Raw genomic sequence first — 25,829 nt, 5'->3', positions numbered from 1 at the left:
ATCGCTCTCAGCCGGAGCCCAGACCTCGCTCACCTCACCGGCCACATTCCCCAGCGACCAACGGCTCACGAACCAGGCGACCGATCCACCACGTACCCTGCGACCGATTCACCACGACGCTAGCGACCATTTCACCAGCGATCATGCGACCAACGCGTCACGTGACCACCCCCTGTGCCAGCCTGAGCTGGCGAAAAGCCCTTCGCAGACCACCCTCGACCTCGCGCCGACCATGCCGAGCGAGTCGTCCGCGGACGATCTCCGAAGGCGGTGGCTCGGACGAACCCGCGCATGCCGGAGCTCGTGTCAGACGCTGTTCTCGGGTAACCCCGTCGCGGGCTGTGTCGCGGCTCCGATCGGAGTCGCAGTTGCCTCAGGGCGCTGACCGGCATGGGGGGATCTGCCGGGCGGCCATGCCCGACGATCTACAGTCCCCGGTTGATGCAGGGCAGCGGCGATCACGACCTGTCTGCCCGGTCGAGTTCGAGGACGACGACACCCTCGGTTTCGCCCCGTGTGCGCACGGCTGTGATCATCTTTGCCAGCTCCGGGTCTTCGAACTCGTCAAACTGGTAGGACGCGATTCGAATCAGGGACAGTCGGGTGTCCTTCCATCGGCCCGATCGCATGGATACCCAGTCAGGGAGTCGCCGCATTTCGATCGTCCAGCCAAAGGCCTTCAGCAGGGCGATCGCCTTCTCCAGCGCCGTCCGGCTGCCTGTGCTCCTCATGTCGGTGACCAGAACGTCCGTGACCGCCGTTTGACCATCCCAGTGGCGTTCCGTCGTCGCCTCCGCGATAACGCCGCCGATATGTCGTACTTCGTCGACGACGGCACGCTCCACCCGAGATGTCGTGCCGGAGAAGAAAGAACAGCCGGGCAGAAGGACGAGCGCAGTCCACAGGGCCAGGGCCAGTCGCCCGCCGCGCACCAGCCGTTGCGCTTGCCCAGAACGGGAAGACATCAGCTCGCCAGACCACAAGATCGAGATCGACAGGTTCAGGCGCACATGACATCCGCACTCTCAAGGAACTCGTTCCAGGTGTACAGATCGTTCTTGTCGCCGACATACACCTCCCCGGGGCGGAGCGTGGCCGCGTCGTTCAGGCTGAACCTGAGCTGACCCACGATCGCGTCTTTCCCGTCGTCAGGAGACGCCTCGACGTAGTAGGTGACGCCGGGACGGAGATGCGGATCACCCCACACCGATTTCCAGTCCGGTGACGGCGACTCGAGATCAAGCGTCACGGAACCACTCCCGACCCGCGTTGTGCTGAACTCGGCGACTCGCTCCCAGGACTCGTGCACCAGGATGGTCACGGTCATGGAGTGAGGCGACCTTCCGCACCAGGCGACGGGCACGCTCAGGCCACCGTCCTGCGATCGCGTCAGCCCCACAGTCCCTATCTGGTTCTGCACACAGCCGGCGAGACCGGCCGTCACGGCAAGCACCAGGATGAGGCGCAGGACCGTTTTCATCAGAGCCACACCTCTCGCCGTCTCCACCGTGAATCGGGCCTGCCTTGATCTCACCAGTCCGGCAGGCCGCCGCAAACAGGGGAAGCCGTTTCGTTACGGCCGCTGAACGACTGCGCTCTCGCCGGCGGCCGGGGCGGGCTCCGGTCCCCCGGGCGGCCCTGAGGTCCGTAGACTCGGCTGGGGTTCAAGGGAGGGCAAACCGTGCGCAAGGGTGAGTGGCCGCGATTCCAGGCCAGGCCGTACGTCTGCGGGGCCATTGGGCCCTTCGAGCAGGCGACGCTCGACCTGCTGGCACGGTCGGGACCGGCCGTGCAGGCCGTGCACACGGCACCGGAGGCCGCGCTGCTCACGTCGGCCCCCCTGGCGCCGTACGCCACGGGAGCCCGGACGACCGCGTACGCGTGGGGCGGCCGGCAGCCCGAGACCGGGGGCGAGCCCCGGGCGAACGCGTGGCTGCGGGTCGCGGAGACCTACGAGACCCCGGGGCTGGTGGACGAGCCCGGCACGGTGAGCCTGCACACGGGCGGCCTCGGCCTGGTCGACGTCTACTACCTCCAGGACGGCGACGCCGTCTACTTCTCCTCGCTGATCGAGCCGCTGCTCGCGCTGGCCCGGCGGCCCTACGAGGTGAACTGGGAGGCGTGGGCGGCGATCCTCATGCTCACCTATCCGCTCCTCGAGGACACGCCCTACCGCCAGATCCGGCGTCTGCCCGGCGCGACCGCGCTGACCTGGTCGCGGCGCGAGCGCAGGCTGAAGGTGGACCGGCGGGCCCCTCGCTGGGTGCGGGAGGAGCCGGTCGACCGGGGCGTGACCGGCGGCGACCTGGTCGCGCTGCTGCACGACGCGCTCAAGCCGTACGAGCGGGTGCTGGTGCCGGTGAGCGGCGGGTATGACTCGCGGCTGCTGGCCAGCGTGGCGGTGGCCAGGAAGATGGACGTCGAGTCGTGGACCACCAGCCCCGACGACGGGCTGGACAACGACATCGACTTCGCCCGCTACATCACTCGCGAGCTGGGCGTCCCGCACCGGATCATGCCGCAGGACCCGGCCGCGTACCCGGAGGAGGCGCTGTGGGCGGCCCGGCGCCTGGAGTTCCTCACCAGCCACCACGCGTGGTACTCCCCCTTCGCCCGGGAGGTGCACGGCGCGGGCCGGGCGCTGGTGGACGGCCTCGCGGGCGGCCCGCTGATGAAGAACTTCCTCATCACGGCGGACGCCGTCGGCGCGGGGACGGGCGCGTCCCGCCGCGAGGCGCTGCTGAAGGCGCTGTCGACCGGCGACGCCCACATCCCGGTGCTCGGCGAGGCCGCCGCCGCGTGGATGGACGACCGGGTCCGCACGGCGTTCACCCGGGCGACCTCGATGCTGCACGGGCACCGGGCCGAGTTGCCGCTGAGCGTGCTGCACACCCGGACCGTGCGGGGCATCGCCCGGTCGCCGGTCAACCTCGTCGGCCCCGAGGCGACCCCGGTCTTCCCGTTCCTGCACCCGGAGTTCTTCGACGCGGCGCTGTCGGTGCCGGTCGTCCGCAAGGAGGGCGGGAAATTCTACCGGGAGGTCCTGCGGGCCGCCAACCCCCGCGTGGCGGCGCTTCCCTCGACCAACACCCCGCTGCTGCCGAACCGCCGGGTGCCGCTGCGCTCGAACGGGCCGGTCGCCCGTGAGTGGAACCACCGGATGCTGGTCAGGGCCGCGCGGATCCCCGGGCTGGTGTCGCCCCAGATGGGGGACGCGATCGCCGGCGGGCCGGACGCGCTGACCGCCTTCGGGTCGTGGAACTCGCGGTTCTGGCTGCGGGCGCTGGTGGCGTTCGGGGCGTGGCTGACCGACTACGAGGACGTGCTCGGCGACCTCACTCCGCCCTGGTCCGGGGCGTAGGGCGGGGAGTCCGCACAGTCGTGGGACGCGTCTGTGCGGTAACAGCCTGTGATCACCTGAAAACAGGTAAAAACTGCATGTCAGACCGGCGTCAGCCTTTTCGGTCAGACCACTTCTGGTGGTAGTTTTGGTCAAATAGAGCCAAACATCATGGCGAGAGCTTCAAAAGCTCGGGTGTGACCTGACAACACGCTCCTCCTTCCTCAAGCGAGAACCAGATGAACGCTGCTGCGCCCTGCCCTGACTCGGCTTCCGGGTCATTCGGCGCCACCACCGGCGATCTCCCGGAGATCACCGATTTCACCTCACAGGACCCCCGCTGGTACAAGCGCGCGGTCTTCTACGAGGTACTGGTCCGCGGCTTCAAGGATTCCAACGGCGACGGCACCGGCGACCTGCGCGGGCTGATCGAGAAGCTCGACTACCTCAAATGGCTCGGGGTCGATTGCCTCTGGCTGCTGCCGCTCTACGAGTCCCCGCTCAAGGACGGCGGCTACGACATCTCCGACTACCTCAAGATCCTTCCGGAGTTCGGCGACCTCGGCGACTTCGTGAAGCTGATCGAGGCCGCGCACGAGCGCGGCCTGCGGGTCATCACCGACCTCGTGATGAACCACACCAGCGACCAGCACCCCTGGTTCCAGGCGTCCCGGAGCGACCCGGACGGCCCGTACGGAGACTTCTACGTCTGGTCGGACGACCCGAACACATACTCGGGCGTCCCCATCGTCTTCGTGGGCTCGGAGGAGTCGAACTGGACGTACGACCCGGTGCGCAAGCAGTACTACTGGCACCGGTTCTTCCACCACCAGCCCGACCTCAACTACGACAACCCGGACGTCCAGAACGCGATGATGGAGGTCATCCGCTTCTGGCTCGACCTCGGCGTGGACGGGTTCCGGCTGGACGCGGTGCCCTACCTGTTCGAGCGCGAGGGCACCTCCTGCGCCGGGCTGCCGGAGACGCACGCCTACCTCAAGAAGGTCCGTGCCGAGGTGGACCGGATCTACCCCGACCGGGTGCTGCTCGCCGAGGCCAACGGCTGGCCGGAGGACGTCGTCGAATACTTCGGCGACCCCACCAAGGGCGGCGACGAGTGCCACATGGCCTTCCACTTCCCGCTGATGCCGCGCATCTTCATGGCCGTACGCCGGCAGAGCCGCGAGCCGATCTCCGAGATCATGTCGCGCACCCCGAAGCTGCCGGAAAGCGCCCAGTGGGGCATCTTCCTCCGCAACCACGACGAGCTGACGCTCGAGACCGTGACGGAGGAAGAGCGCGACTACATGCACGCGGAGTATGCCAAGGACCCGCGCATGCGCGCCTACCTCGGCATCCGGCGGCGCCTGGCCCCCCTGCTGGAGAACGACAGGGACCAGATCGAGCTGTTCACCGCGCTGCTGCTCAGCATGCCGGGCTCGCCGGTCATGTACTACGGCGACGAGATCGGCATGGGCGACAACATCTGGCTGGAAGACCGTGACTCGGTCCGTACGCCGATGCAGTGGACCCCGGACCGCAACGCCGGGTTCTCCGACGCCGATCCCGGCCGGCTCTACCTGCCCGTGGTCATGGACCCGGTGTACGGCTACCAGTCGGTCAACGTCGAGGCGCAGACCAAGAGCGAGTCGTCGCTGCTCCACTTCACCCGGCGGATGCTCCAGATCCGGCGGGAGCACCCGATCTTCGGCACCGGCAGCTACACCGAGCTGTGGTCGCCGAACCCGAGCGTGCTGACCTTCCTGCGGGAGGAGGGCGACGACGTGGTCCTGTGCGTCAACAACCTGTCGCGCTTCGCCCAGCCGGTCGAGCTCGACCTGCGGCGCTTCGCCGGGGTGACTCCGGTCGAGTGCCGGGGCGGCGTCCCCTTCCCGACGGTCGGCGAGCTGCCCTACCTGCTCACGCTGCCGGGGTACGGCTTCTACTGGCTGTCCCTGCGCAGGTCCTGATCCGGCCGGCGCGGCACGCCCCGCCCCGGGCCCTTCCACGGGCCCTTCCACGGGCCCTTCCAACGGGGGGCCTCCGGCGGGGCGTCGCCGCGCTCACGGCAGACTTGACGCCGCCTTGGCCCACCCCTTTCGCCCGATGTGCCTACCGTGATGAACGGGCGGATTTCTCGCATCGGCGGGAGGGGGAGCCTCATGCTCCGGCACACCTACCTGTCCCTGGCCGCCGCGCTGGTCGCGGGCGCGGCCGTCTCCGGGGTCGCCACGGCACGGACGCCAATGGTGCCGGGCGACGTCGACGCCTCCGCGACTCTCACGAACGCGCAGGGGCAGAACGTCGGGACGGTCCACGTGGAGAACGACGAGAACGGCGGGACCGAGGTGAAGATCAGGGTCACGGCCCTGCCGCCCGGGTTCCACGGCGTGCACATCCACGACAAGGCCGTCTGCGACCCGAACGCGAAGGACCCGGCGACCGGCAGCCCCTTCTTCAGTGCGGGCCCCCACCTGGGCTCGGGCTCGCACCCGGGGCACACGGGGGACCTGCCCGATCTCCAGGTCCGCGGCGACGGCGTGGGCCAGGCCGCCTACGTCACCGACCGGTTCAAAGTGGAGGACCTGCTGAGCGGCGGCGGCAGGTCGGTCGTCGTCCATGCCAAGCCGGACAACCAGGCGAACATCCCCGGCCGCTACACCCATTCGGGGACGGCCGGGCCCGACGCCGAGACGCTCAAGGCCGGCGACTCGGGCGGCCGGATCGCCTGCGGCGTGTTCCGGAGAGACTGAGAGGCGCTTCCTGGAGAGACGGCGCTTTCAGCAGGCGCTGAACCCTACGGCGCTGGAGGATCGGCGGGTGCCTGGGGCGGGTTCTCCGTTCCTTCAGCGGGCGGTGACGGGCACCTGTGCCCGCGCCGCCCGCCTGGCGGGGATCAGCGCCACCAGCAACGCCGCGCCGATCGCGATGAGCAGGGCCGCGGCGAGCATGCCGGGTGTGGGGGCGCGGCCGATGCCGGCGCCGACGCCGCTGCCGCGGCCCTCCAGATCGATCAGCCACCGTGACCAGGACGCCCCCGCCGCGGCGCCCAGCACGACCCCCACCGCCGCCGGCAGGCCCGTGGCGGTCACCAGCGTGGCCATCACCTGACGCGGGGTCAGCCCCATCGCCTTGAGCACGGCCAGGTCGAGGATGTGGTCGCGCAGCCCGAGCGCGCTCGCCGTCAGCAGGCTGGCCAGCCCGATCAGGGCCAGCACGGCGACCAGCGCGACGATGATCACCCGGATGACCACAAGCCGGTCGGCCGGGTTCACGGCCTGGGCCACCTCCAGCCCCTGCCCCTGCAGACGGGCCCGCACCTGGGCCGCGTCGGCGCCGGATCTCAGCACGAGGGCGTAGAACTGGGGCGGCTCCGCGTCCTTGGCCGCCAGGCTGTCCACCCCCAGCGACAGCACCTCGCCGTCCTGCTCCGGCTCGACCACGCGGCCCACGATCCGCACGATCAGCGGCGTGCCGCCGATCGTCACGCGGACCCGGTCGCCGATCTGTACGCCGAGGAGGTCGAGCAGGCCCTGCCCGGCCACCGCCTCGCCACGGTCGGCGAACATCCGGCCCTCGACGACCGGGAAGGGGTAGGGGTCGGAGGACAGGCCGAGCGCCCTGGTCCGCACGGTCCTGGTCTGCCAGGGGACGAGCGCGTCGAGCTCGGCGCCCGGATAGGCCGCGACCACGTCCGGGTCGGCCATCGCGCGCTGGCGCGCCTCCTCGGCGGTCAGTTCGGCCGGCCGTACGGTCAGGGCCGCCGCCTGGCCCACGCTCTCCGGATGGCGGATGAAGTCGTCCAGGGTCGTCCAGCAGCCGAGCCCGATCGTGATCATCATCATCGGGATGGCGACGCCGCACAATGTGAGCGCGGCGGGCGCCCTGCGGGTGAAGGCGTCCCTCGCGCCGAGGACGAGCGCGGGCGGCAGCCGTACGAGCAGGGCGACCCGCGCCAGCCTCGACAGGTGCCCGCGCGGCGGCGCCGCCGGGGCGGCCGGGATCGGCGGGGTGCGCCCGCCGCGCCAGGCCGGGATCAGCACCGCGGCCAGCACCGTCAGCGACGTCCCCACGAGGATCGCGGACAGGGGGCCGGCCGACAGCGGCACGACGACCGACTCCCCCATGGCGTACGTCGTGATCAGCCGGGCGACGAGCGCGCCGGCGGCGATGCCGAGCAACCCGAGCGTGCCGTGCTCGATGACGAGCATCCGGACCACCTGGCCCCGGGTGAACCCGAGCGACTTGAGCGTGGCGATGTCGCGCAACTGCATCAGCACCCGGCCTCCGGCGGCGTTGGCGAGCGCCAGCGCGGCGGCGACCAGGCCCGCGCCGCCGAACAGCGCGAGCAGCAGGCCGAGCAGCCGGTTGTCGAGCTCCATGGAGGCCCGCACCTCACGCCAGGTCGTCACCCGCTGCACCTGGTTGCGCATCGTGAAGACGGCCCGCTGGACGACGAGATCGGTGGCGGCGGGGTCGGCCAGGCGCAGCCCGGTCACGGTCTCGGTGCGGCCGGGCGCGGGCTCGACCACGTTCAGCGTCTGCGCGAGCGTCCAGGCCAGGCCCGGGGTCCACTCCGGGTAGAACCCCTGGTCACCGCTTTCCGCCAGCCCGGCGACGGTCAGCGTGTGGGTCGCACCGTTCAGTCCGGTGACGGTGAACGGGCTGCCCGGCCGCAGGCCGAGAGCGCGGGCGAACGACCGCTCGACGACCACGCCGTTCGGCGTGCGTACGTCGAGCCAGCGGCCCTCGCGCAGGAGCGGGCGGGCCACGGCGGGGAGGGCCGCCGGCGTCTCCTGCAGCGTGATCGGCACCCGCCGGCCGCGCGCGACCAGCGTGGCGGGTGCGCTGCGGTAGGGCCCGGCGACGTCGGTCACGCCCTTCAACTGGCGCAGCGCGGACACGTCGGGCACGTCCTTGCTGTGGATCCAGATGTGCGCGCCGTTGCTGCGCTGGAACAGGCCGCGCCAGGGATTGGTGCCGTCCTCCAGCAGCGTGGCCGCGATGATCAGCGCGGTGACGATCCCCGCCACCGCGAGGACCGTGAGCACCGCCTGGCCCCGGCGCGCCCGCAGGTCCGCGCGGATCCACCGCAGCTCCGCGGTCCTCGTCGTGATCACGCGGCCCCCTCGCGCCGAGCCGGGCTCTGCGGGCTCTTGAGGCGGGTGGCCGGGGAGGCAGGGCGGCCGGACGGACTCAACTGCGCAGCTCCACGACGTCTCCGGCCGCTCCCAGGGGGCGCCGGCGCGACTTCGGGATCGCGCCGTCGTCGACGATCTGGCCGTCCAGCAGGCTGACGACGCGGTCGGCCATGCTCGCCACCCGTGCGTCGTGGGTGACCAGCACGATCGTCTGGCCCTGCCCGTGCACCTGGCCGAGCAGGCGCAGCACGTCGCGGGTGTTGCGGCTGTCGAGGTTGCCGGTCGGCTCGTCGGCCAGCAGCAGCCGGGGCTGGTTCGCGAGCGCGCGGGCCAGCGCGACCCGCTGCTGCTCGCCACCGCTGAGCTGCGCCGGCGACGCCCCGGCGCGGTCGGCCAGGCCGAGCTCGCCGAGGAGATACTCGCGCCGTTCCCTGGCCTGCCGGGGCGAGACGCCGCCCAGCAGCGCGGGAAGCTCGACGTTGTCGGCCACGGTCATGTTGGCGACCAGGTTGAAGAACTGGAAGACGAAGCCGATCTTCTCCCGGCGGAGCACCGCCCACCCGCTCTCGGAGAGCGTGTCGGCCCGCCTGCCGTCCAGCCAGATCTCGCCGCTGGTGCGCGTGTCCAGGCCGCCGAGCATATGCACGAGGGTGGACTTACCCGACCCGGACGGGCCCATGATCGCGACGAACTCTCCCGCCTCGACGGTCAGGTCGACCCCGCGTACGGCGGGCACCGGCAACCCGCCGGTCTGGTAGATCTTCACCAGGTTGACGGCCCGTACGACGGGCGCCTCTGAACTCATGGCAGGTCCTCCTGGCAGCGTTCGAGCCAGTCGAGGTCGGCCTGCAGGTGGAGCATGGCTCCCTCGATGAGCAGCAGCGCGACGCGGTTGGCCGGATCGGTGCGCTCGGCCAGCTCGCGGAGATCTCGCATGAGCGAAAGGTAGTGCCGTCGCTGCCGGTTCACCAACGCCATGCGGTCGGAGAGCCCGGTCATCGGAGCCAGCACGAGCTTCATGAAGAACTCGTCACGCACCCGGGGGCCCTCGGTGGGCTCCTCGACCCAGGTCTCCAGCGCCTCCCTGCCGGTGGCGGTGATGTAGTAGACCTTCTTGTTCGGCCGGTTGGCCTGCTCGACGTCGACCGACCGGACGTACCCGTCCTTCTCCAACCGGCCCAGCGTCACGTAGATCTGGCCGATGTTGGGCGACGGGTAGGCGCCCCCGAAGATCGTTTCGAGTGCCTGTTTCAGCTCGTATCCGTGGGCAGGTTCCTTCGCAAGGAGCGCCAGCAGCGACTGCCGCACGCGCCCACCCCCCCAGCCGTATCGAGCAGTTATCGGAGCGTTACGAGCTCATCCGTTGACGCTCACATTATCGCTATGCATAACATGCATGCACCTACCTAACACGTATGTAACCGGCTTTTCATACGGAGGCCACATGGTTCGCCGAGCTCTCGCCGCACTGGCCGTCTTCCTGGCGGCCGGCTGTGCAGGGCTCGCCGACACCGGCGCCCCGTCCACGGTGGGCAGCGACGGCACCGGGCCGATCACACTGGCGATCGGCAGGGACACCACCGCCTACCTCCGCCCGCTGCTGGACCGGTGGAACCAGACACACCCGGACGAGCCGGTGTCGCTGCTCGAACTGCCCGAGGCGGCCGACGAGCAGCGCGCACAGATGGTGGCCAACCTGCAGGCGCACAACGACGTCTACGACGTGCTCGCGCTCGACGTGATCTGGACGGCGGAGTTCGCCGACGCCGGCTGGATCGTACCGCTCGACCGCAGCCTGTTCCCCCTGGACAAGCTGCTCAAGGGCGTCGCGGACACCGCCATCTACCGGGACAGGCTGTGGGCCGCGCCCTACACCAGCAACGCCGGCCTGCTCTATTACCGGTCCGACATCCTGAAGAAGGAGCACCTCAAGCCGCCCAAGACCTGGGCGGAGCTGCGCGATCAGGCCTCCCGCCTGAGCGCGAAGTATCACATCGGTGGATATGCCGGGCAGTTCCTGCCGTACGAGGGGCTGACCGTCAACTTCGCCGAGGCCGTGCAGTCGGCAGGCGGGTCGATCCTCAGTCCGGACGCCCGCAAGGTCACGATGGACCTCGGCAGCGCGCGGGCCGCGCTCGACTTCCTCGTCGGCGGCGTCAAGGAGGGGTGGATCCCCCGCGAGGCGCTGACGTACAAGGAAGAGGAGTCGCGGCTCGCCTTCCAGGAGGGGCGGCTGCTGTTCGCCCGCAACTGGCCCCACGCGTACGGACCGGCCGCCCATTCGAAACTGGCCGGGAAGTTCTCGGTGGCCCGGCTGCCCGGGCTGAACGGGCCGGGGTCGAGCTCACTGGGCGGCTACAACCTCGCCATCAGCGCCTTCTCGAAGCGGCAGAAGTCGGCGCTCGACTTCATCCGCTACTTCACCGGTCTCGACAACGAGCGGCTCGTGCTCACCGAGGGCTCGTTCCCGCCGGTGTGGGCGGAGCTGTACGACGACCCGGAGCTCATCAAGCGGTTCCCCTATCTGCCCGCGCTCAAGGAGGCGATCGTCTCGGCCCGGCCCAGGCCGGTCACCGCCGACTACAACCAGGTCAGCCTGCTGATCTCCAGCGCCGTCTCCGGCGCGCTCACCCTCGCAAAACCCGTAGACGAGACCGTCGCCGACCTGAAACAGGGACTCGGCGAGGTCATCCAGTTCGGAGGATAGATATGCGGAAACTTCCCCCCATCATGGTCGCGTGCCTCGCTCTCGCCGCCGCGGCCGCGTGCGGCAGCGACTCCGGCAGCGAGCCCGCCGCCTCGGGCAGCGCCCCGGCCGCGGACAGCGCCGCCGCCAAGCCCCTGGAGGGTGTGAAGGTCGAGGTCGCCGCGAAGTGGACCGGCGACGAGCAGGCCAACTTCGAGAAGGTGCTCAAGGCGTTCGAGGAGAAGACCGGCGCCACGGTCACCTACGCGTCCACCGGTGAGGACACCGGCGCCTACCTCGGCCCCCGCATCCAGGGCGGCAACCCTCCGGACGTCGCGATCCTGCCGCAGCCGGGCCTGGTGCAGCAGTACGCCGACGAGAACGCGCTCAAGCCGCTGGCCCCCGAGGTGCAGGCGCAGATCGACCAGAACTACACCCCCTACTGGAAGGAGCTCGGCTCCGCCAAGGGCCAGGTGTACGGCGTGCTCGTCAAGGCCGCGCACAAGTCGCTCGTCTGGTATCGGCAGTCGGCCTTCGACGACGCCGGCGCACAGCCCGCGACCACCTGGGACGATCTGATCAAGAACGCCCAGACGCTGTCCGACTCCGGCGTCCCGCCGTTCGCGCTGTGCGCCGCCTCCGGCTGGACGCTGACCGACCTGTTCGAGAACGTCTACCTGTCCACGGCGGGCCCGGAGAACTACGACAAGCTCTCCAAGCACGAGATCCCGTGGACCGACGCCACGGTCGCGACCGCCCTGGAGAAGATGGCGCAGATCTTCGGCAAGAAGGAGTTCATGCTCGGCGGCTCGTCCGGCGCGCTGCAGACCGACTTCCCGACCTGCGTCACCCAGGTGTACGCCCAGAAGAAGGCCGCGATGGTCATCGAGGCCGACTTCGTCGCCGCCTCCCTGGGCCAGTCGGGCGCCAAGGTCGGCGAGGAAGCCAAGATCATGCCGTTCCCGAAGGCCGGCGACACCGCTCCGGTCATCCTCGGCGGTGACGTCGCGGTCGTGATGAAGGACAGCAAGGGCGCGCAGGCGCTGGTGGAGTATCTCGCGTCCAAGGAGGGCGGCGAGGTCTGGGCCAAGCAGCCCGGCTACCTGTCCCCGAACCGCAACGTCTCCCCCGACAACTACCCCGACGACCTGACCAAGCAGCTCGCCCAGACGATCATCTCGGCCGGCGAGTCGGTGCGGTATGACATGTCCGACCTCGCCCCCAGCGCCTTCGGCGGCACGGACGGCAAGGGCGAGTGGAAGGACCTGCAGGACTTCCTCCGCAACCCCTCCGACGTGAAGGGCGCGCAGGAGAAGCTCGAGGCGGACGCCGCCAAGGCCTTCAAGTAAAGGACGTACGGCCGTGACCGATCGGTTGGACGGCCCGCAGGCCACCGGCGACGGAGAAGCCGTCGCCGGGGCCTCCTCCGGCCCGCGCGAACCCCTCGCAGATCCTTCCTCCGACTCCCCCCAGCCGGGAGCGGCCCACTCCGATTCCGGGGCCGGCGCCCCGGACGCCTCGGACTCCCTGACCGTTTCCGAGTCCTCTACCGATTCCGATTCCGATTCCGATTCCACTGCCGAGCCCGATTCCGCTGCCGGTTCCGGTGAGCCGGCGGCGGGGTCCGCGACGGCGGCCCCGCCCGGCGCGGTCGCCGCGGAGGGCATGGAGGGCACGGAGGGCGCCGCGCAGGCGTCCCCGCGCCTCGGCCCACCGCCGAGACTCGCGGTGATGTTCCTGCTCCCGGCGGTGCTGCTGCTCGCCGCGTGGGTGATCTACCCGGTCGTCTACTCCATCTGGCGCAGCCTCTTCGACGCCACCGGCGACCGCTTCGTCGGACTGGGCAACTACGTCTCGATCTTCACCGACTCTTCGACGCTCACCACGATCAGAAACAACATCATCTGGGTCGTGGTGGCCCCGATCATCGTCACCGCGCTCGGCCTGGTCTTCGCGGTGCTCACCGAGCGCATCAAGTGGTCGACGGCGTTCAAGCTCGTGCTGTTCATGCCGATGGCCGTCTCGCTGCTCGCCGCCGGGGTCATCTTCCGCCTCGTGTACGAGCAGGACCCCGACAAGGGCGTGGCCAACGCCATCGTCACGACCGTCCACGACGCCTTCTCCTCAAGCGCGGGCTACCCCGGAGCCCGGCCGCGAGAGAACGACCAGGCGCCCGCGGTCGTGCAGGACGGCGCCGTCGTGACGAGACAGGAGGTGCAGGCGGGCAGCCCGGTGCTGATCCCGCTCGTCGGCCTGACCCAGGACGTCGTGAAGGACGCCGCACCCGCCAAGGCGGCCCCCGGCGGCGACGGCCTGAGCGGCACCGTCTGGCTCGACGTCGTCCGCGGCGGCGGAGGCACCCTGAACCAGATCGACCCGCAGGAGAAGGGCCTCGGCGGCATCACGGTCGAGGCGGTATCCGGCGGCGCGGTCAAGGCGACGACCGAGACGGCCGCCGACGGCACGTTCCGCTTCTCCGGTCTCCCGGCCGGCTCCTACGTCGTACGGCTGCCGCAGTCGAACTTCACGGCGCCCTTCAACGGGCTCACCTGGCTGGGGCCGGCGCTGATCACCCCCGCGATCATCGGCGCGTACATCTGGGTGTGGGCCGGATTCGCGATGGTGCTGATCGCGGCCGGGTTGTCGGCGATCCCCCGTGACGCCCTGGAGGCGGCCAGGATCGACGGCGCGACCGAGTGGCAGGTGTTCCGCCGGATCACCGTGCCGCTGCTGTCGCCGGTGCTGCTCGTCGTCTTCGTCACCATGATCATCAATGTGCTGAAGGTCTTCGACCTGGTGTTCATCATCGCCCCCGGCTCGGTGCAGCCACAGGCCAACGTGATCGCGCTGGAGATGTGGCGCGTGTCGTTCGGCGGCGGCGGCAACCAGGGCCTGGGAAGCGCGCTGTCGATCTTCCTGCTCGTGCTGGTGGTGCCGTTCATGATCTTCAACATCCGCCGGTTCAGGAGGGACGAGGGATGACGACCCTGGCCGAACCCCGGCACGCGCAGCCGATCCAGCGCAACGTGGTCGCACGGGTGGCCGACCGCCTCGGCGGCGGCCTGGTCCAGGTCTTCATGGTCCTGGTCGCGCTCTTCTGGCTGCTCCCGACTCTCGGGCTCCTCGTCGTCTCGATGCGCGGCGAGACCGACAACAACTCCTCCGGCTGGTGGACGCTGTTCACCAAGCCCGCGCAGCTCACGTTCGACAACTACTCGAGCCTGCTCGCGTCGGGCTTCGGCTCGTCGTTCTGGAACACCGTGCTCATCACGGTGCCGGCGACGCTGCTGGTGATCGGCATCGCGGCCATGGCGGCGTACGCGTTCGCCTGGATCGAGTTCCCCGGCAGGGACCTGGTGTTCCTCGTGGTCATCGCCCTCCTGGTCGTCCCGGTGCAGATCGCGCTGATCCCCATCGCCAAGCTGTACGGAGCCCTCGGGATCTTCGGCTCGATCCTCGGGGTCGTGCTGTTCCATGTGGCGTTCGGCCTGCCGTTCGCCATCTTCCTGCTGCGCAACTTCTTCGTGGGCATTCCGCGTGAGCTGCTCGAAGCGGCGCGGATGGACGGCGCGCCGGAGTGGCGGATCTTCGCCACCGTGGTGTTCCCGCTGGCCAAGCCCGCGATCGCGTCGCTCGGCATCTTCCAGTTCCTGTGGGTGTGGAACGACCTGCTCGTCGCGCTGGTGTTCGCCGACACCGAGAACCAGCCGATGACGAAGGCACTGCAATCCCAGATGCGGCAGTTCGGCACGAACGTGGACATTCTCGCGCCGGGCGCGTTCCTGTCGCTCATCATCCCGCTGGTGCTGTTCTTCGCCTTCCAGCGGTATTTCGTGCAGGGCATGCTTGCGGGCTCGGTCAAGTGACCGGCCGGAGGCCCCGGATCGTCCCGGGGCCTCCGGCATCACCGCGGTCACCACGGGAAATGTCCCGTGTATGGCGCACCGTGCCGAAAGTACGTCGGATGCCCGCTTCACGGGGGTAAGCGGGCATCCGATCTTTCCGCTGCCGGGCCGTACGGGGGCCGAAAAGCCGATAGAGTGCGCGGACATGTCAGGACGTCCGTTGCACGAACTCGTGGAAGCCGGGTGGGCCGAGGCCCTCGCGCCCGTGGCCGGGCGGATCGCCGCCATGGGCGACTTCCTCAGGCAGGAGATCGCGGAAGGCCGCCAGTACCTCCCGGCGGGGGACAACGTCCTCCGCGCCTTCCAGCAGCCGCTGAGCGAGGTCCGGGTGCTGATCGTCGGTCAGGATCCGTACCCCACCCCCGGGCACCCCGTCGGGCTGAGCTTCTCCGTGGCCCCCGACGTACGGCCGCTTCCGGGCAGCCTGGTCAACATCTTCAAGGAGTACATGGCCGACCTCGGCCACCCCACCCCGCCCTCGAACGGCGACCTCACCCCGTGGACGGAGCAGGGCGTGCTCCTGCTCAACAGGGTGCTGACGGTGATGCCGGGCAAGCCCGCCTCCCACCGGGGCAAGGGCTGGGAAGAGGTGACCGAGCAGGCCATCAAGGCGCTGGTCGCGCGGGGCGGGCCGCTCGTGGCCATCCTGTGGGGCCGCGACGCCCGCAACCTGCGGCCGATGCTGGGCGACGTGCCGTGCATCGAGTCGGCCCACCCCAGCCCGTTGTCGGCGCGCAGCGGGTTCTTCGGCTCCCGTCCGTTCAGCCGGGCCAACGCCCTGCTGGAGCAGCAGGGCGGGACGCCGGTCGAGTGGAAACTGCCGTAACGGCTAGCCGATAGGATCACCACCATGAGCGATGGAACGGACACCGGCCGCTACCTGCGGCTCACCGTCGACCTGGTGGTCGAGGTCCTCGATGTCGACGCGCTGCAGGCAGCGGCGCTCGCCGAGATCCGCGACCCCCAGGCCGAGCTGGACGACGCCGAGCGGCAGGAGCAGATCGAGCTGGTCAACTCCGACGAGACGGGCGCGGCGGCCCTGCAGTGGCTGATCGAGCCCGACCACGTGCTGGGCCTGGTCGAGCACGTCGCCGAGGTCGAGCCGCGCGAGGCGATGCTCGGCGTGGAGCCGTCGGAGGGCACCCTGGAGGACGAGGACGACCACGATCACGATCACGACCACGACGAGCCGGGCCACACCCACTGAGACCCGTCTGCTGACGGCCGGTCAAGCGTCGGGGAACCGCGGGCAGGCGCCCGCACCGCTCACACCGGCCGAAGAGGCTCATGCGGTCCGGCCGGGAGCTCCACGTGTATGGAGTCGCCCGGCCGGACCTCGCCACCCTCGATGACGATGCCCATGACCCCGGCCTTGCGCACCAGGTTGCCCTCCTCGTCCCGGCCCAGCACGGCCTTCATCAGCCCGTCCTGGAAACCGTCGAGTTGCACGCACGGGTTGCGCAGACCGGTCACCTCGACAATGGCGGTCTCGCCGAGGCGCAGCCGCGTCCCGGTGGGCAATGCGAGCAGATCGACGCCTCTGGTGGTGACGTTCTCCCCCATGTCCCCCTCCCGTACGGTGAAGCCCGCCTCGCGCAGTTCGTCGTGCAACTCCGCGTGCACCAGGTGCACCTGACGCAGGTTCGGCTGACGGGGATCACGGGCGACCCGCGACCGGTGCTTCACCGTCACTCCGGCGTGGGCGTCCCCCTCGACGCCCAGGCCGGCCAGCAGCCGGATCGACTCCAGCGGAGTCTTGCTGAAGGTGTGGGTGGCGCTGCGGCTCACCGCCGTCACTCTGCTCGTCATGCCTTCTCCTCTCAGGGCAACGGCTCCATTCCGCGCACGAGGGCGAGAAGACGGTCAAGCAGATATTCGTCACACGGGGCCTGCTGGCTGACCCACGCGATCGCGTTGACCAGCGTGAGGAGGTCGCCGATCTCGACGTCGCCAGGCACTCCGCCGTCCCGTTGCGCGCGTTCGAGCAGGGCGGACCCGGTGGCCCGGATCCGCTCGTGACACGCGGCGAGCGCCGCGTCGTCGTCCGGCGCGGGAGGAACGGCCATCCGGGCGGCCACCAAACCCCGCATCGTGGTCGCGTGCTCGGCTACTGCTCGCAGCCAAGTGCGCAGCGCCTCCACCGGGGACGGGTGGCCGAGCAGGTCGCGTCCTTTCTCGCACAGCGCCGCCACGTCGTCCCCGATAATCGCCACGAGCAGGGCTCCGAGGGTGGGGAAATGGCGATACAACGTGCCCGGGCCCACCCCCGCGCTTTGTGCGATCTTGTTGAGCGACGCCTGGGCCCCGTGTTCGGCGAAGGCGGCTCTGGCGGCGCGAAGCACGCGTTCGCGGTTATCCCGCGCGTCGGCCCGCATCTGCCTGCCCCCGGCAGCGCCGGTCGGCTTCACGGCACCCGCCGGCCCAGCGCCCGATGAACTCGGCTCGGCCGCCGGTCCAGCGGCCGGTGAACTCGCACTGGCCGTCTGTTTCGCCTGCCGTCGGCGTGCCCCGGCACTCTCGGTCCTCACTTCCACCCTCACATTGCCATCCGGAGAGGTTCTCCGTATTCTAACCGCACTTAAACCGGAGAGCCTCTCCGGTTGAGCTCGTGGAGATGAGGGGTTCGATGAGGATCGGTGTTCTCGTCGGTGAGGTGCGGGGAGCCGTGACGGCCGAACAGTTCACCTGCCAGGTGCGTGCGGCGGCGGACGCCGGTCTCGCCACCGCCTGGACCGCCCAGGCGCTCGGATGGGACGCGCTGACCGCGCTGGCGATGGCCGGCGCCCAGGTGCCGGGCATCGCGCTGGGCTCGTCCGTGGTGCCGGTGCCCGCACGTCATCCACTGGTGCTGGCGAGTCAGGCCCTGAGCGTCCAGGCGGCGACCGGGAACCGGCTCACCCTCGGCATCGGTGCCGGGATCGCGATGATGACGGGGACGATGTTCGGACTGTCCGCCGAGCGGCCCGTCGCCCGGATGCGCGAATACCTGTCGGTGCTCCGTCCCCTGCTCAGAGGCGAGCACGTGAGCCACCACGGCGAGATGTACACCGTCGAGAGCACGGTGCACGTTCCCGGCGCCACGCCGCCGCCCGTGCTGCTGGCCGCGCTCGGCCCGGCCATGCTGCGCCTGGCGGGCGAGCGCGCGGACGGCGTGGTGACCTGGATGACCGGCCCTCGCACCCTGGCCGGCCACATAGTCCCGGCGGTCACGCGGGCCGCCCATGCCGCCGGGCGTCCCTCCCCCCGCGTCGTCGCGGAGCTGATCGTCTGCGTGACGGAGGACGAGGAGGGCGTACGGCGGCGCATCGCCGCGGAGTTCGGGCTGGCGGGCCACGTGCCCGAATATCGGGCCGTGCTCGACCGGGAGGGTGCGGATGGCCCGGAAGACGTCGTGATCGTCGGTGACGAACAGGCGGTGGTGCGCCAGATCCGGCGACTCGCCGAAGCGGGTGTCACCGAGTTCGCCGCGTCGCCCTACGGTGACGCGCACCAGCAGGAACGCACCCTCGCGGTGCTCGCCGACCTCGCCCGATCAGCGGACTACTTGATATGAGACGCGGCCGCTCGGACCACGAGTCCGCCCACGGTGGGCGCCACACAGGGTCGGCCCGGGATGCGAACCCCACAGCACCGGCCAAGGCGCGGACCGCACGGGCCGGCCAAGGCGCTATCCCATGGCGCAGCCAGAGACGCGCACTCCCTGACCACGGCCAAGGGACGAACGCCGCACGCCGCCTGAGGACGCGCGTCCGCCGACGGCTTCTCCGGCTGGCCGGGCCGGGCGGGACAGGTCAGGAGCTCAGGAGCTCCTCGCGCCGCCGGGCGAGGGATTCCTGCTGGCGGGTGAGCTCCCCGCAGCGGGCGGACACCTGGTTGACCATCGCCCCCACCCACTCGGCCACCTCGCGGACGGCCTCCGCCGTACGGGTGATGCGCTGGTGCTTGATGGCGTCGGTGATGATGTTGTCGAAGAAGACGTCGGCGAACCAGCGGGTGTCCACCTTCGGCAACTGGGGCGCGGCGGCGACGCCGATGTCGGCCAGCTCGCGGGAGAACCGGTCGAGCGCACCCTGCGCGTGCCAGGCCGCCTCGTCGGCCTGGCGCAGGTGCCCATGCTCGACCATGTCGGCGAAGCCGCCGCCGCTGCTGAACATGTCCCAGGTCGAGGCGCCGCGAGCGCCGCCCAAGTGCCGCAGGACGTAGCCGACCGCCTGGCCCGCGGCGGCTCCGGCCTGCTGCGCCTCCTGGTGCTCGCGCAGGTCGGCGCCGAGGTTCGCCAGCCGGGCGGCGATGTCGGCCAGCTCCCGCCCGCGCGGGTCCCCCGACTCGACCAGCATCCGTTCCTTGCGGGCGAGCAGCACCTCCAGCTCCTGATGCGGGTTGCCCAGCTCCGCGAGGGCCTGGTCGGTGGTCCGCAAATCGCCCGTGAGCCACTCGAGCCGGGTGCGCTGGCCGGTGACCCGCTGGCGGACCGCCGCCGCCTCGGCCCGTTCCCGTGCCAGGCGTTCCTCCTTGTCGCCAGTGAGTCCCGCCAGGAAGGCGGTGAAGCCGCCCTGTTCCAGCTTGGCGACGTCGCGGTCCTCCTTGGCGAGCTGCTGCTCCAACTCCGCGAGCATGCCACGAACCTCCTCGATCTGCGTCAGGAGAGTGGCACGCTGCCGGGTGAGCTGGTCGCGGCGTCTGGCGCGGTCCCGCGCGTCCCGGATCTCGTCATCGATGGCAGCGAAAAGGGTCACACCTCACAGACGTCCGATAGAGGTCCAAACGTTCCCGCGCCGCCGCCTGATCACCTGGCCAGGGGACCAGCCCGATCGTGCCGGCGATCCTGCGTCCTCCCCCGGCTCGTGCGCCGCACGCCTCACGTGTGCGCCGCACACCGCGCCCCGCTCCGGCACGCCGCCCGGAGGGGCGGTTCAGGCGACCAGCAGGCCGGGGGTGTGGTGCGGGTGGGGGTTCCCGCCGTGACCGCCCGGCAGGCCGAGCTTGAGGCACGAACGCGCGGCGGCGGCCGGCGTGAGGCGCACGCGCAGCAGCGCGCCCTCCTCGTCCGCTCCGCTGGACAGCACGGCGTAGTCGATGCCCGCCACCCGGAGGCGGCGGGAGACTGCACGGCAGAGCGGCGGCGTTTCGGTCTGCCGCCGGGAGCCCGAGGACAGCCAGGCGAAGTGATCCGCGAGCAACGAGTCGGCCACGGCCCGCAGGACGGTTGCCGCGCACAGGCTGTGCGCGCAGGCGAGGCCGGTCAACGCGATCTCCGGCAGACCGAAACGCCGCAGGCCGCGTGAGGTCGTGACGAGGCACGAACAGCCCTCGCCGGCATCGGCTCCCACGGCTGCGGCAGCGCCAAGGCCGAGGGCACAGGCGTGCTCCTCGTCGGCGCACGACACTCTCCAGCCCAGCCAGTCGTCGCCGAGGTCGAAGTCGCGCCGTTCCCCCGGGCACTCGGCGCAGTGGTAGACGGCCGCTCCGGTGAGCGGGTCGTACAACACGCCGTGATAAACCTCCGCGATTCCGCGCGCTGCCGCCCGGGCGACCTGGGCGGCCTCGGGTTGTTCCTCGACGGGAGCGTTGCTCGTCACCACCACGTGGTGGCGGGCCCGTCTCACCCGTTTGAGGTCCTCGGCGCTCAGGTCCATGCGCCGCCATGGGGAGCGCGTCGACCGGAACGCCTCCAGCCTCAGCCGTGGCGTGCCGAGCGCGTCCCTGGCGGCGCGCCGGTGGGACGGCCCCATCCGCCAGGGGACGATCGACGAGAGATCGGTCGGCGTGCGGTCCGTGACGACGACGAAGACCGACGAGGTCTGCGCGGGCACGGGATAGGTGATTCGCATGGCTCCTCCTCCGCGACGTGCTGCATTTCAACCGCCGAAGCGGCCGCGGGAAGTGCCGCAGGAGCAGGCGGCTCCGCGCCTGCCGCTCCCCGCACTACCGCAGAGCCACAGCCTGCGCGAATCCACCGTCGTCCGGGCCGACAGAACGCCATTCTGTGGACAGCCGGCGAGCAGAACGGGCGAATCTCCGTGCCACGCCGCCCTTGTCCACAGGTCACGGGTCGACGACCTGTGCGGCGACCCTCCGACCGGCCCTCTAAACGGCCCTGCCCAAGATCAGGAGCCGATGGGCCTCCAACGTCCCCTCCGGCAGGTCGTCGGGCGTGCACCACCGGGCCTCCAGGATCTCCCTGGGGTCGAGCTTCATCGCGCCGCCCACGAACTCGGCCTCGTACGCCACCTCGACCCGCAGCCGGTAGCCGCTCCTGAGCTGGACGAGCTCGCCGACGCGCACCGTCAGACCGGTCTCTTCGCGCACCTCCCGGACGACCGTGTCCTGGAACGTCTCCCTCTTCTTGGCGCTGCCGGTGGGCAACCCCCATTGACGGCCTTCCGGCCACAACCGGTGCCGGAGCAACAGAACCCGCCCGTCTCCGTCGCGAACGATCCCCGTCACGCCGACCATGAACTTCGCCTGCGAAATCCACAGCAGCCGCCACTGCACCGAGCCGCCGATGCTCCGCCACAGCCGGGCGACCAGATCGTTCACGTGATTCCTTTCGTCCACAATGTGGCGAAAAGGACATCATCACAGGCCCGGCCGCCGGTTCCGCGCCGCTTCCCGCCAGAGGGACGCCCATTGACCGGCGGTCAGGTCCTTGGGCAACGCGTACGGCGCCGCCGACCCCGGCCCCCCGCCGGGCGACCTCGGGTTCCGCGAAGGAGGTCCCCCGGGCCCGGCGAGCACCGGGTCCGGGGGGTGAAACTACTCGGGCTCGCCTTCGCTCCAGGTCATGTCGATGCGCCGCCCGATGATCTCGTATCCGGCACGGAGGAACGCCTGAGCCATCGGGACGTTCCCGACATCCGTGGCGGCGCGGACACGCGGGACGTCCTGCCCGGCGAGGATCCGCGTCCCCTCGGCCAGCAGGTCGTCGATGTAGCCCTTGCCACGGTGCGCGGGCACGACCCCGATGTACGCGATCATCGCGTTGTAGGAGTTGCGCGCCGGGATGACGAATCCCACGGGTTCGCCCTCGGGCGATGTGCCGATCCGCCACCATTCCCGTGGGCTCGGATAGTGGGCGAGCTCGTCGTCGCAGTGCTGGGCCGCGGCCTGCTCGGCGGGCATGCGGGCGAGGTCGGCGCGGCTGTGGGCGTCGAGCGTGCCGTCGAGGACGAGGGTCATCAGCGCGACCAGTTCCTCCCTGCCGGCCACGGGACGGAAGGCCAGTCGCCCGCTCGGCGGTGCGATGGGCGTGCCCGGACGCCACTCCAGCCGCAGCCGTTCGACGAGCGGCCGGGCGCCGGTCCGCTCCAGTACGGCGATGCGGCCCTCGACGGCCCGCCTCGCCCCCGCGTCGTCGCGCCACCGCGCGGGGACGAACGCGTTGTGCTCCGGCGGGCGTACCCCGGCCGGCAGCACCGCGGCGCTCGCGGTCTCGAACAGCCGGACCCCGGCGTCGATGCTCGCCGGTGCGGGCGTGGCGTCGTCGAGGTCGAGGATGTCCAACAGCTCCGGCGGCTCGCCCGCACGCGGGGCCCACCAGGACAGCCGTGCGACGAGGTGGTCGCCGCGCAACGCCATCCACATCCACTCGGGCCGCCGCCGGCCGGCGGCGAGGTCGTCGTCCAGCTCGTCGTTCAGTACGTAGGGCAGACGGCGGAAAAGGTCGAGTTCCGAACGCCCCGCGATGGGGCGAATGATCAGGTTGTCGGGGTTCACTGCACTTCCTCGGGTGAGGTGTGCCGCTCGCGCCCAGGGGTCAGCGTCCGGCCATACCCCGGGAAGGAACCGGCACGACGTTTTCGGTGTACATCGGCTCGTCCCTCCTCTCGTCATCGAAGGTCCGCCTGTTCTATCGGACCTGCCGTCCGGCCCGCCAATCATTTACGGCCGGCCCGAATGCCACCCGCGGCGGGCCGCCCGCGGAAGGGGCCGCCCGGCGCAGGCCGGGCGGCCCTACCGAGCCGTGGTGCGGACGTCCGGAATCAGCGGCAGTTGCCCCACCCGCTGCGACCGCCGCTCGCGACCTCGCCGTTGATGCGCGTGTCGGCGATCGTGCCGGAGTATTTGACGCACAGGCCCTTGGCGTAGAGCTTGACCGGACCGGCGTAGTACTTGTACTTCCCGCTGTCGCTCTTGCGTGCCGTGGTCACCGGCTCGTCGCGGTGGCGCCTGACCTGCGTCACCAGCGTCGCGGACGTCCGGGTGGCCGTGCCGGCGTACGACGACTTGATGGTGACGACGCAGTTCTGCCCGGTCTTGCGGTTGTAGAGCAGGTAGACGCGCCCGAAGACCCGCCCGGAAGGGGTCTTCACCGCCCGGCTGCCGTCGGTGGAGACCCGGCCGAAGCCGGAGCCGCACACCCCCTCGGGGGTGTAGCCGGCCGAGATCGCGTATGCCGGGTTGGCGACGAGCCCTCCGACGGCCAGCGCCGCAGCGACGACGACCGTACCCGCAGACCTGCGCATACGTTGTCCTTTCCCAACCGCCGCCCTCGGTCCGGGCGGCGTCCTGGCGATCATCCTTGCGGATCATCAACCAGGAGATGACCGAAACAGTCAAATTTGGGCAAGGCCAATCATCTCGACGCGGCGAGTACGGCCTCCGCTAGCGCCCGCGCGGCCAGGGCCGGACGGGCGGCGGGCCGGGTGACGGCGTGGGCGAGCACGCCGTCGATGAGCACGAGGAGCTGGTCGGCGCCCGCGTCGGGAGCGGGATGCCCATGGCGGGTCAGCTCCGCCGCCATCAACCGGTGCAGACCCTCCTTGAAGGACCGCACCTCCCCGTGCGCCGGATGCGCGGGGTCGGTGAGCGCGAGCTCGGCCGCGGTGTAACGGCATCCGCGGAAGGCCGGCTGTGAGGTGATCACGTCGAGCTCGTCGAACACGGCCAGCACCCGATCGCGCGGATCGTCCCCCGCCGCGTCCATGACCTGGTGGTAGCGGTCCAGCCCGCCGTCACTGCGCAGCACCTCGGCCACGAGGCCGTCCTTGCCGCCGAAGTGCTGATAGAGCGAGCGTCTCGCGACGTCCGCCTGCTTGAGGATCGCGTCGACGCCCACCTGCACGCCCTGGCTGTAGGTGAGCTCCCTGGCGGCGTCGAGCAGCCGCTGGCGGGGACCGGGTCTCGTCGTCACGTGACGATTCTGGCACGCACTTGACAGTAGATCAACCGGTCTATCTAATTGGGCGGCGTATACCGATCGTTCTATCCACATTGGAGGGCATCATCGGCATCGTCTTCTACAGCGCCCTGTCCGGCGGCGTCACCGTCGCGTTCCAGCACGGGCTCGCCTACCTCATCGTCATCACCCTGGCCATCGCCGCTCTCGTCCAGTGGCTGCCGCGTGCCAGAGCCGCAGCCTGACCGTCATCGGAGGAGAACCATGAACGACCTCAACGACCTGGCCCGCCGCTACGTCGCGGTGTGGAACGAGCCCGACGCCACCGCACGCCGCGAGTCGATCGCCCGGCTGTTCGCCCCCGACGCCGCCCACTACACCCCGTCGCTGGAGGCCCACGGCCACGCGGAGCTGGAGGTGCGCATCGCCACGTCGTACGACAAGTGGGTGGCTCCGGGCACGTACGTCTTCCGGGCCGTGGAGAACGCCAACGGGCACCACGGCGCGGTCCGCTTCACCTGGGAGATGGTGCGTACGGCCTCCGGCGAGGTGGACTCGGTCGGGTTCGACTTCCTCATACTCGGCGAGGACGGCCGGATCAGGACCGACCACCAGTTCATCGAGAGCTGACCACCCCGCCCGGCCCTCGCGTACGGATCAGCGGGAGGGCCGGGGCACCACAGCCACGTTGAGCGACTCGGTCTCAGTTCGCGGGCAAGCCCATAGAGCTGGGATCAAGCAACCGCGCCGTCGGCCGGGCCGTCGAAAAAATCACTCGACCCAACTCGCTTTTTCTCTCGGCGGCCGCTGCCGCAGGACACCCCGACCTGCTTCCTCTTTTCCAGTGGTTCGAAAGGAATCTGCTCCTCGCCGAAGCATCCAGCCGGCAGATACGGTGGGCCTACACCACTCATCTCCTGCGCAATGACGACAGCCGCGAGCAGGTTCTCGCATTGATCAAGGCCGCTGATGTCGGCATCGCGGACGCCCGGATCCGGCCGCTCGATCCCGCGGTCGTGGACCGTGTTCGCCGGGCCGTCAAAATCCTCGCCGGACGGGAGGATGACGCGGACGGAACATTCGAGATCGACCTGACGGAAATGGGTCTGGTCCTCAGCCATGCCGGCTCGGACGAGGATGTCGATTTCGACGTGCAGGAGGAGTCACTCGGCACCCTTGTCTGGCTGGGACTGATCGGCCCCACCGTCTCTGCGCTGCAAAGGGGAGCGGTCCTGCTCGCGGATGAACTGGATGCGAGCCTGCACCCGACACTCGTCACGCCGATTGATCGGCCTCTTCCAGGATCCCGAGTCCAATCCGCTCGGCGGACAGCTGATCTTCAGTTCGCACGACGCCACGCTCCTCGGCGGGACATCCGACGATCGCGCGCTCGGGCGGGACCAGATCTGGTTCACGGAGAAACTCGCCGACGGCAGCACTCGCCTGTATCCGCTGTCGGATCTCGGACCGCGGAAGGAAGAGGCGATCGGCCGGCGCTACCTCTCCGGACGCTACGGGGCCACCCCGATCGTGAGCCACCAGGAGTTCGCCGAAGCCGTCCTGTCCTCGATGCCCGGCAGGCGCGGATGAGGCGAGGATCGCAGGGGCCCCGCGGCAACCGGCAGCCACGGACCGTTCA

26 protein-coding genes and 1 pseudogene are annotated in these 25,829 nt (G+C 70.3%); 14 read left to right on the top strand and 13 right to left on the bottom strand.

Annotation, left to right across the window (positions count from 1 at the left end):
• Positions 1-458: 458 nt before the first annotated feature.
• Both FLX08_RS12225 and FLX08_RS12220 read right to left on the bottom strand, forming a co-directional pair.
• Entirely contained in the window at positions 459-1,010 is a 552-nt protein-coding gene (locus FLX08_RS12225; protein ID WP_142618957.1) for a hypothetical protein, read from the bottom strand.
• Positions 1,001-1,480 (bottom strand): hypothetical protein, encoded by a 480-nt coding sequence (locus FLX08_RS12220; RefSeq protein ID WP_142618956.1) that lies wholly within the window; start codon positions 1,478-1,480, stop codon positions 1,001-1,003. Before FLX08_RS12220 ends, FLX08_RS12225 begins: the two co-directional genes overlap by 10 nt.
• 201 nt (positions 1,481-1,681) lie before the next feature.
• On the opposite strand from FLX08_RS12220, the gene FLX08_RS12215 reads away from it, so the two are divergent.
• The 3 genes from FLX08_RS12215 to FLX08_RS12205 all read left to right on the top strand — a co-directional run bounded on the left by FLX08_RS12215 (position 1,682) and on the right by FLX08_RS12205 (position 6,093).
• Complete coding sequence (locus FLX08_RS12215; protein ID WP_142618955.1) at positions 1,682-3,361, top strand: asparagine synthetase B family protein; 1,680 nt, start codon at positions 1,682-1,684, stop codon at positions 3,359-3,361.
• Positions 3,362-3,579: 218 nt separating this feature from the next.
• The gene (gene treS / locus FLX08_RS12210; protein ID WP_142618954.1) at positions 3,580-5,310 is read left to right on the top strand and encodes a maltose alpha-D-glucosyltransferase; all 1,731 of its coding nucleotides are present in this window, start codon (positions 3,580-3,582) and stop codon (positions 5,308-5,310) included.
• Between the two features lie 192 nt (positions 5,311-5,502).
• Entirely contained in the window at positions 5,503-6,093 is a 591-nt protein-coding gene (locus tag FLX08_RS12205) for a superoxide dismutase family protein (RefSeq protein ID WP_167530379.1), read from the top strand.
• A 93-nt stretch (positions 6,094-6,186) separates the two neighbouring features.
• On the opposite strand, the gene FLX08_RS12200 is transcribed toward FLX08_RS12205, so the two are convergent.
• The 3 genes from FLX08_RS12200 to FLX08_RS12190 form a co-directional block, all read right to left on the bottom strand.
• Positions 6,187-8,460 (bottom strand): ABC transporter permease, encoded by a 2,274-nt coding sequence (locus FLX08_RS12200; protein WP_142618952.1) that lies wholly within the window; start codon positions 8,458-8,460, stop codon positions 6,187-6,189.
• Between the two features lie 76 nt (positions 8,461-8,536).
• Positions 8,537-9,286 carry an ABC transporter ATP-binding protein gene (locus tag FLX08_RS12195; protein WP_142618951.1) on the bottom strand — a complete coding sequence of 250 codons (750 nt, stop codon included), beginning with the start codon at positions 9,284-9,286 and terminating at the stop codon, positions 8,537-8,539.
• Entirely contained in the window at positions 9,283-9,789 is a 507-nt protein-coding gene (locus tag FLX08_RS12190) for a PadR family transcriptional regulator (protein WP_142618950.1), read from the bottom strand. Before FLX08_RS12190 ends, FLX08_RS12195 begins: the two co-directional genes overlap by 4 nt.
• A gap of 136 nt (positions 9,790-9,925) precedes the next feature.
• Between FLX08_RS12190 and FLX08_RS12185 the strand changes: the two genes are divergently transcribed.
• The 6 genes from FLX08_RS12185 (at position 9,926) to FLX08_RS12160 (ending at position 16,279) form a co-directional block, all read left to right on the top strand.
• Positions 9,926-11,188, top strand: a complete 1,263-nt coding sequence (locus tag FLX08_RS12185; protein ID WP_142618949.1) for an ABC transporter substrate-binding protein — start codon at positions 9,926-9,928, stop codon at positions 11,186-11,188.
• Positions 11,189-11,190: 2 nt separating this feature from the next.
• Complete coding sequence (locus FLX08_RS12180; protein WP_142618948.1) at positions 11,191-12,516, top strand: ABC transporter substrate-binding protein; 1,326 nt, start codon at positions 11,191-11,193, stop codon at positions 12,514-12,516.
• Positions 12,517-12,832: 316 nt separating this feature from the next.
• Complete coding sequence (locus FLX08_RS12175; RefSeq protein WP_142618947.1) at positions 12,833-14,149, top strand: ABC transporter permease; 1,317 nt, start codon at positions 12,833-12,835, stop codon at positions 14,147-14,149.
• The gene (locus tag FLX08_RS12170; protein ID WP_142618946.1) at positions 14,146-15,033 is read left to right on the top strand and encodes a carbohydrate ABC transporter permease; all 888 of its coding nucleotides are present in this window, start codon (positions 14,146-14,148) and stop codon (positions 15,031-15,033) included. Before FLX08_RS12175 ends, FLX08_RS12170 begins: the two co-directional genes overlap by 4 nt.
• 184 nt (positions 15,034-15,217) lie before the next feature.
• The gene (locus FLX08_RS12165) at positions 15,218-15,898 is read left to right on the top strand and encodes a uracil-DNA glycosylase (RefSeq protein ID WP_142618945.1); all 681 of its coding nucleotides are present in this window, start codon (positions 15,218-15,220) and stop codon (positions 15,896-15,898) included.
• 24 nt (positions 15,899-15,922) lie between these two features.
• Complete coding sequence (locus FLX08_RS12160) at positions 15,923-16,279, top strand: hypothetical protein (RefSeq protein ID WP_142618944.1); 357 nt, start codon at positions 15,923-15,925, stop codon at positions 16,277-16,279.
• Between the two features lie 59 nt (positions 16,280-16,338).
• Here FLX08_RS12160 and FLX08_RS12155 read toward each other — a convergent pair whose 3' ends face one another.
• Complete coding sequence (locus tag FLX08_RS12155) at positions 16,339-16,881, bottom strand: MOSC domain-containing protein (protein ID WP_142618943.1); 543 nt, start codon at positions 16,879-16,881, stop codon at positions 16,339-16,341.
• A gap of 11 nt (positions 16,882-16,892) precedes the next feature.
• Entirely contained in the window at positions 16,893-17,414 is a 522-nt protein-coding gene (locus tag FLX08_RS12150) for a TetR/AcrR family transcriptional regulator (protein WP_244312578.1), read from the bottom strand.
• 284 nt (positions 17,415-17,698) lie between these two features.
• Here FLX08_RS12150 and FLX08_RS12145 point away from each other — a divergent pair, with 284 nt between their 5' ends.
• Positions 17,699-18,625, top strand: a complete 927-nt coding sequence (locus FLX08_RS12145) for a TIGR03564 family F420-dependent LLM class oxidoreductase (RefSeq protein ID WP_142618942.1) — start codon at positions 17,699-17,701, stop codon at positions 18,623-18,625.
• A gap of 238 nt (positions 18,626-18,863) precedes the next feature.
• Here FLX08_RS12145 and FLX08_RS12140 read toward each other — a convergent pair whose 3' ends face one another.
• The 6 genes from FLX08_RS12140 to FLX08_RS12115 form a co-directional block, all read right to left on the bottom strand.
• On the bottom strand, positions 18,864-19,808 hold the full coding sequence (locus FLX08_RS12140) for a hypothetical protein (RefSeq protein WP_142618941.1): 945 nt from the start codon (positions 19,806-19,808) through the stop codon (positions 18,864-18,866).
• Positions 19,809-19,985: 177 nt separating this feature from the next.
• The gene (locus FLX08_RS12135; RefSeq protein ID WP_142618940.1) at positions 19,986-20,903 is read right to left on the bottom strand and encodes a hypothetical protein; all 918 of its coding nucleotides are present in this window, start codon (positions 20,901-20,903) and stop codon (positions 19,986-19,988) included.
• Between the two features lie 256 nt (positions 20,904-21,159).
• Positions 21,160-21,612, bottom strand: a complete 453-nt coding sequence (locus FLX08_RS12130; RefSeq protein ID WP_142618939.1) for an NUDIX domain-containing protein — start codon at positions 21,610-21,612, stop codon at positions 21,160-21,162.
• 216 nt (positions 21,613-21,828) lie between these two features.
• A complete protein-coding gene (locus FLX08_RS12125; protein WP_244312577.1) occupies positions 21,829-22,788 on the bottom strand; it encodes a GNAT family N-acetyltransferase in 960 nt (319 codons plus the stop codon).
• 266 nt (positions 22,789-23,054) lie between these two features.
• Complete coding sequence (locus FLX08_RS12120) at positions 23,055-23,537, bottom strand: hypothetical protein (protein ID WP_142618937.1); 483 nt, start codon at positions 23,535-23,537, stop codon at positions 23,055-23,057.
• Between the two features lie 110 nt (positions 23,538-23,647).
• Positions 23,648-24,205 (bottom strand): TetR/AcrR family transcriptional regulator, encoded by a 558-nt coding sequence (locus tag FLX08_RS12115; RefSeq protein ID WP_142618936.1) that lies wholly within the window; start codon positions 24,203-24,205, stop codon positions 23,648-23,650.
• Positions 24,206-24,285: 80 nt separating this feature from the next.
• Here FLX08_RS12115 and FLX08_RS40535 point away from each other — a divergent pair, with 80 nt between their 5' ends.
• From FLX08_RS40535 to FLX08_RS42010, 4 genes and pseudogenes are all read left to right on the top strand, one after another.
• A complete protein-coding gene (locus FLX08_RS40535) occupies positions 24,286-24,435 on the top strand; it encodes a hypothetical protein (RefSeq protein WP_167530377.1) in 150 nt (49 codons plus the stop codon).
• Between the two features lie 19 nt (positions 24,436-24,454).
• Entirely contained in the window at positions 24,455-24,820 is a 366-nt protein-coding gene (locus tag FLX08_RS12110) for a nuclear transport factor 2 family protein (protein WP_142618935.1), read from the top strand.
• A 92-nt stretch (positions 24,821-24,912) separates the two neighbouring features.
• Positions 24,913-25,407: pseudogene (locus tag FLX08_RS43590) on the top strand (AAA family ATPase); the annotation flags it as partial.
• A 67-nt stretch (positions 25,408-25,474) separates the two neighbouring features.
• Positions 25,475-25,780 (top strand): AAA family ATPase, encoded by a 306-nt coding sequence (locus FLX08_RS42010; protein WP_142618934.1) that lies wholly within the window; start codon positions 25,475-25,477, stop codon positions 25,778-25,780.
• Positions 25,781-25,829: the final 49 nt, after the last annotated feature.

The organism is Microbispora hainanensis (assembly GCF_006874475.1).
Classification (GTDB): Bacteria; Actinomycetota; Actinomycetes; order Streptosporangiales; family Streptosporangiaceae; genus Microbispora; species Microbispora hainanensis.
This window is presented reverse-complemented; position numbering and strand designations above follow the sequence as displayed.

Coding starts and splice junctions, on each gene's coding strand:
- FLX08_RS12120 (WP_142618937.1), bottom strand. CDS start 23,537: ATGCGCAGGTCTGCGGGTACGGTCGTCGTCGCTGCGGCGCTGGCCGTC.
- FLX08_RS12180 (WP_142618948.1), top strand. CDS start 11,191: ATGCGGAAACTTCCCCCCATCATGGTCGCGTGCCTCGCTCTCGCCGCC.
- FLX08_RS12185 (WP_142618949.1), top strand. CDS start 9,926: ATGGTTCGCCGAGCTCTCGCCGCACTGGCCGTCTTCCTGGCGGCCGGC.
- FLX08_RS12165 (WP_142618945.1), top strand. CDS start 15,218: ATGTCAGGACGTCCGTTGCACGAACTCGTGGAAGCCGGGTGGGCCGAG.
- treS (WP_142618954.1), top strand. CDS start 3,580: ATGAACGCTGCTGCGCCCTGCCCTGACTCGGCTTCCGGGTCATTCGGC.
- FLX08_RS12205 (WP_167530379.1), top strand. CDS start 5,503: ATGCTCCGGCACACCTACCTGTCCCTGGCCGCCGCGCTGGTCGCGGGC.
- FLX08_RS12135 (WP_142618940.1), bottom strand. CDS start 20,903: ATGCGAATCACCTATCCCGTGCCCGCGCAGACCTCGTCGGTCTTCGTC.
- FLX08_RS12175 (WP_142618947.1), top strand. CDS start 12,833: ATGGAGGGCACGGAGGGCGCCGCGCAGGCGTCCCCGCGCCTCGGCCCA.
- FLX08_RS12145 (WP_142618942.1), top strand. CDS start 17,699: ATGAGGATCGGTGTTCTCGTCGGTGAGGTGCGGGGAGCCGTGACGGCC.
- FLX08_RS12170 (WP_142618946.1), top strand. CDS start 14,146: ATGACGACCCTGGCCGAACCCCGGCACGCGCAGCCGATCCAGCGCAAC.
- FLX08_RS12155 (WP_142618943.1), bottom strand. CDS start 16,881: ATGACGAGCAGAGTGACGGCGGTGAGCCGCAGCGCCACCCACACCTTC.
- FLX08_RS12195 (WP_142618951.1), bottom strand. CDS start 9,286: ATGAGTTCAGAGGCGCCCGTCGTACGGGCCGTCAACCTGGTGAAGATC.
- FLX08_RS12160 (WP_142618944.1), top strand. CDS start 15,923: ATGAGCGATGGAACGGACACCGGCCGCTACCTGCGGCTCACCGTCGAC.
- FLX08_RS12220 (WP_142618956.1), bottom strand. CDS start 1,480: ATGAAAACGGTCCTGCGCCTCATCCTGGTGCTTGCCGTGACGGCCGGT.
- FLX08_RS12110 (WP_142618935.1), top strand. CDS start 24,455: ATGAACGACCTCAACGACCTGGCCCGCCGCTACGTCGCGGTGTGGAAC.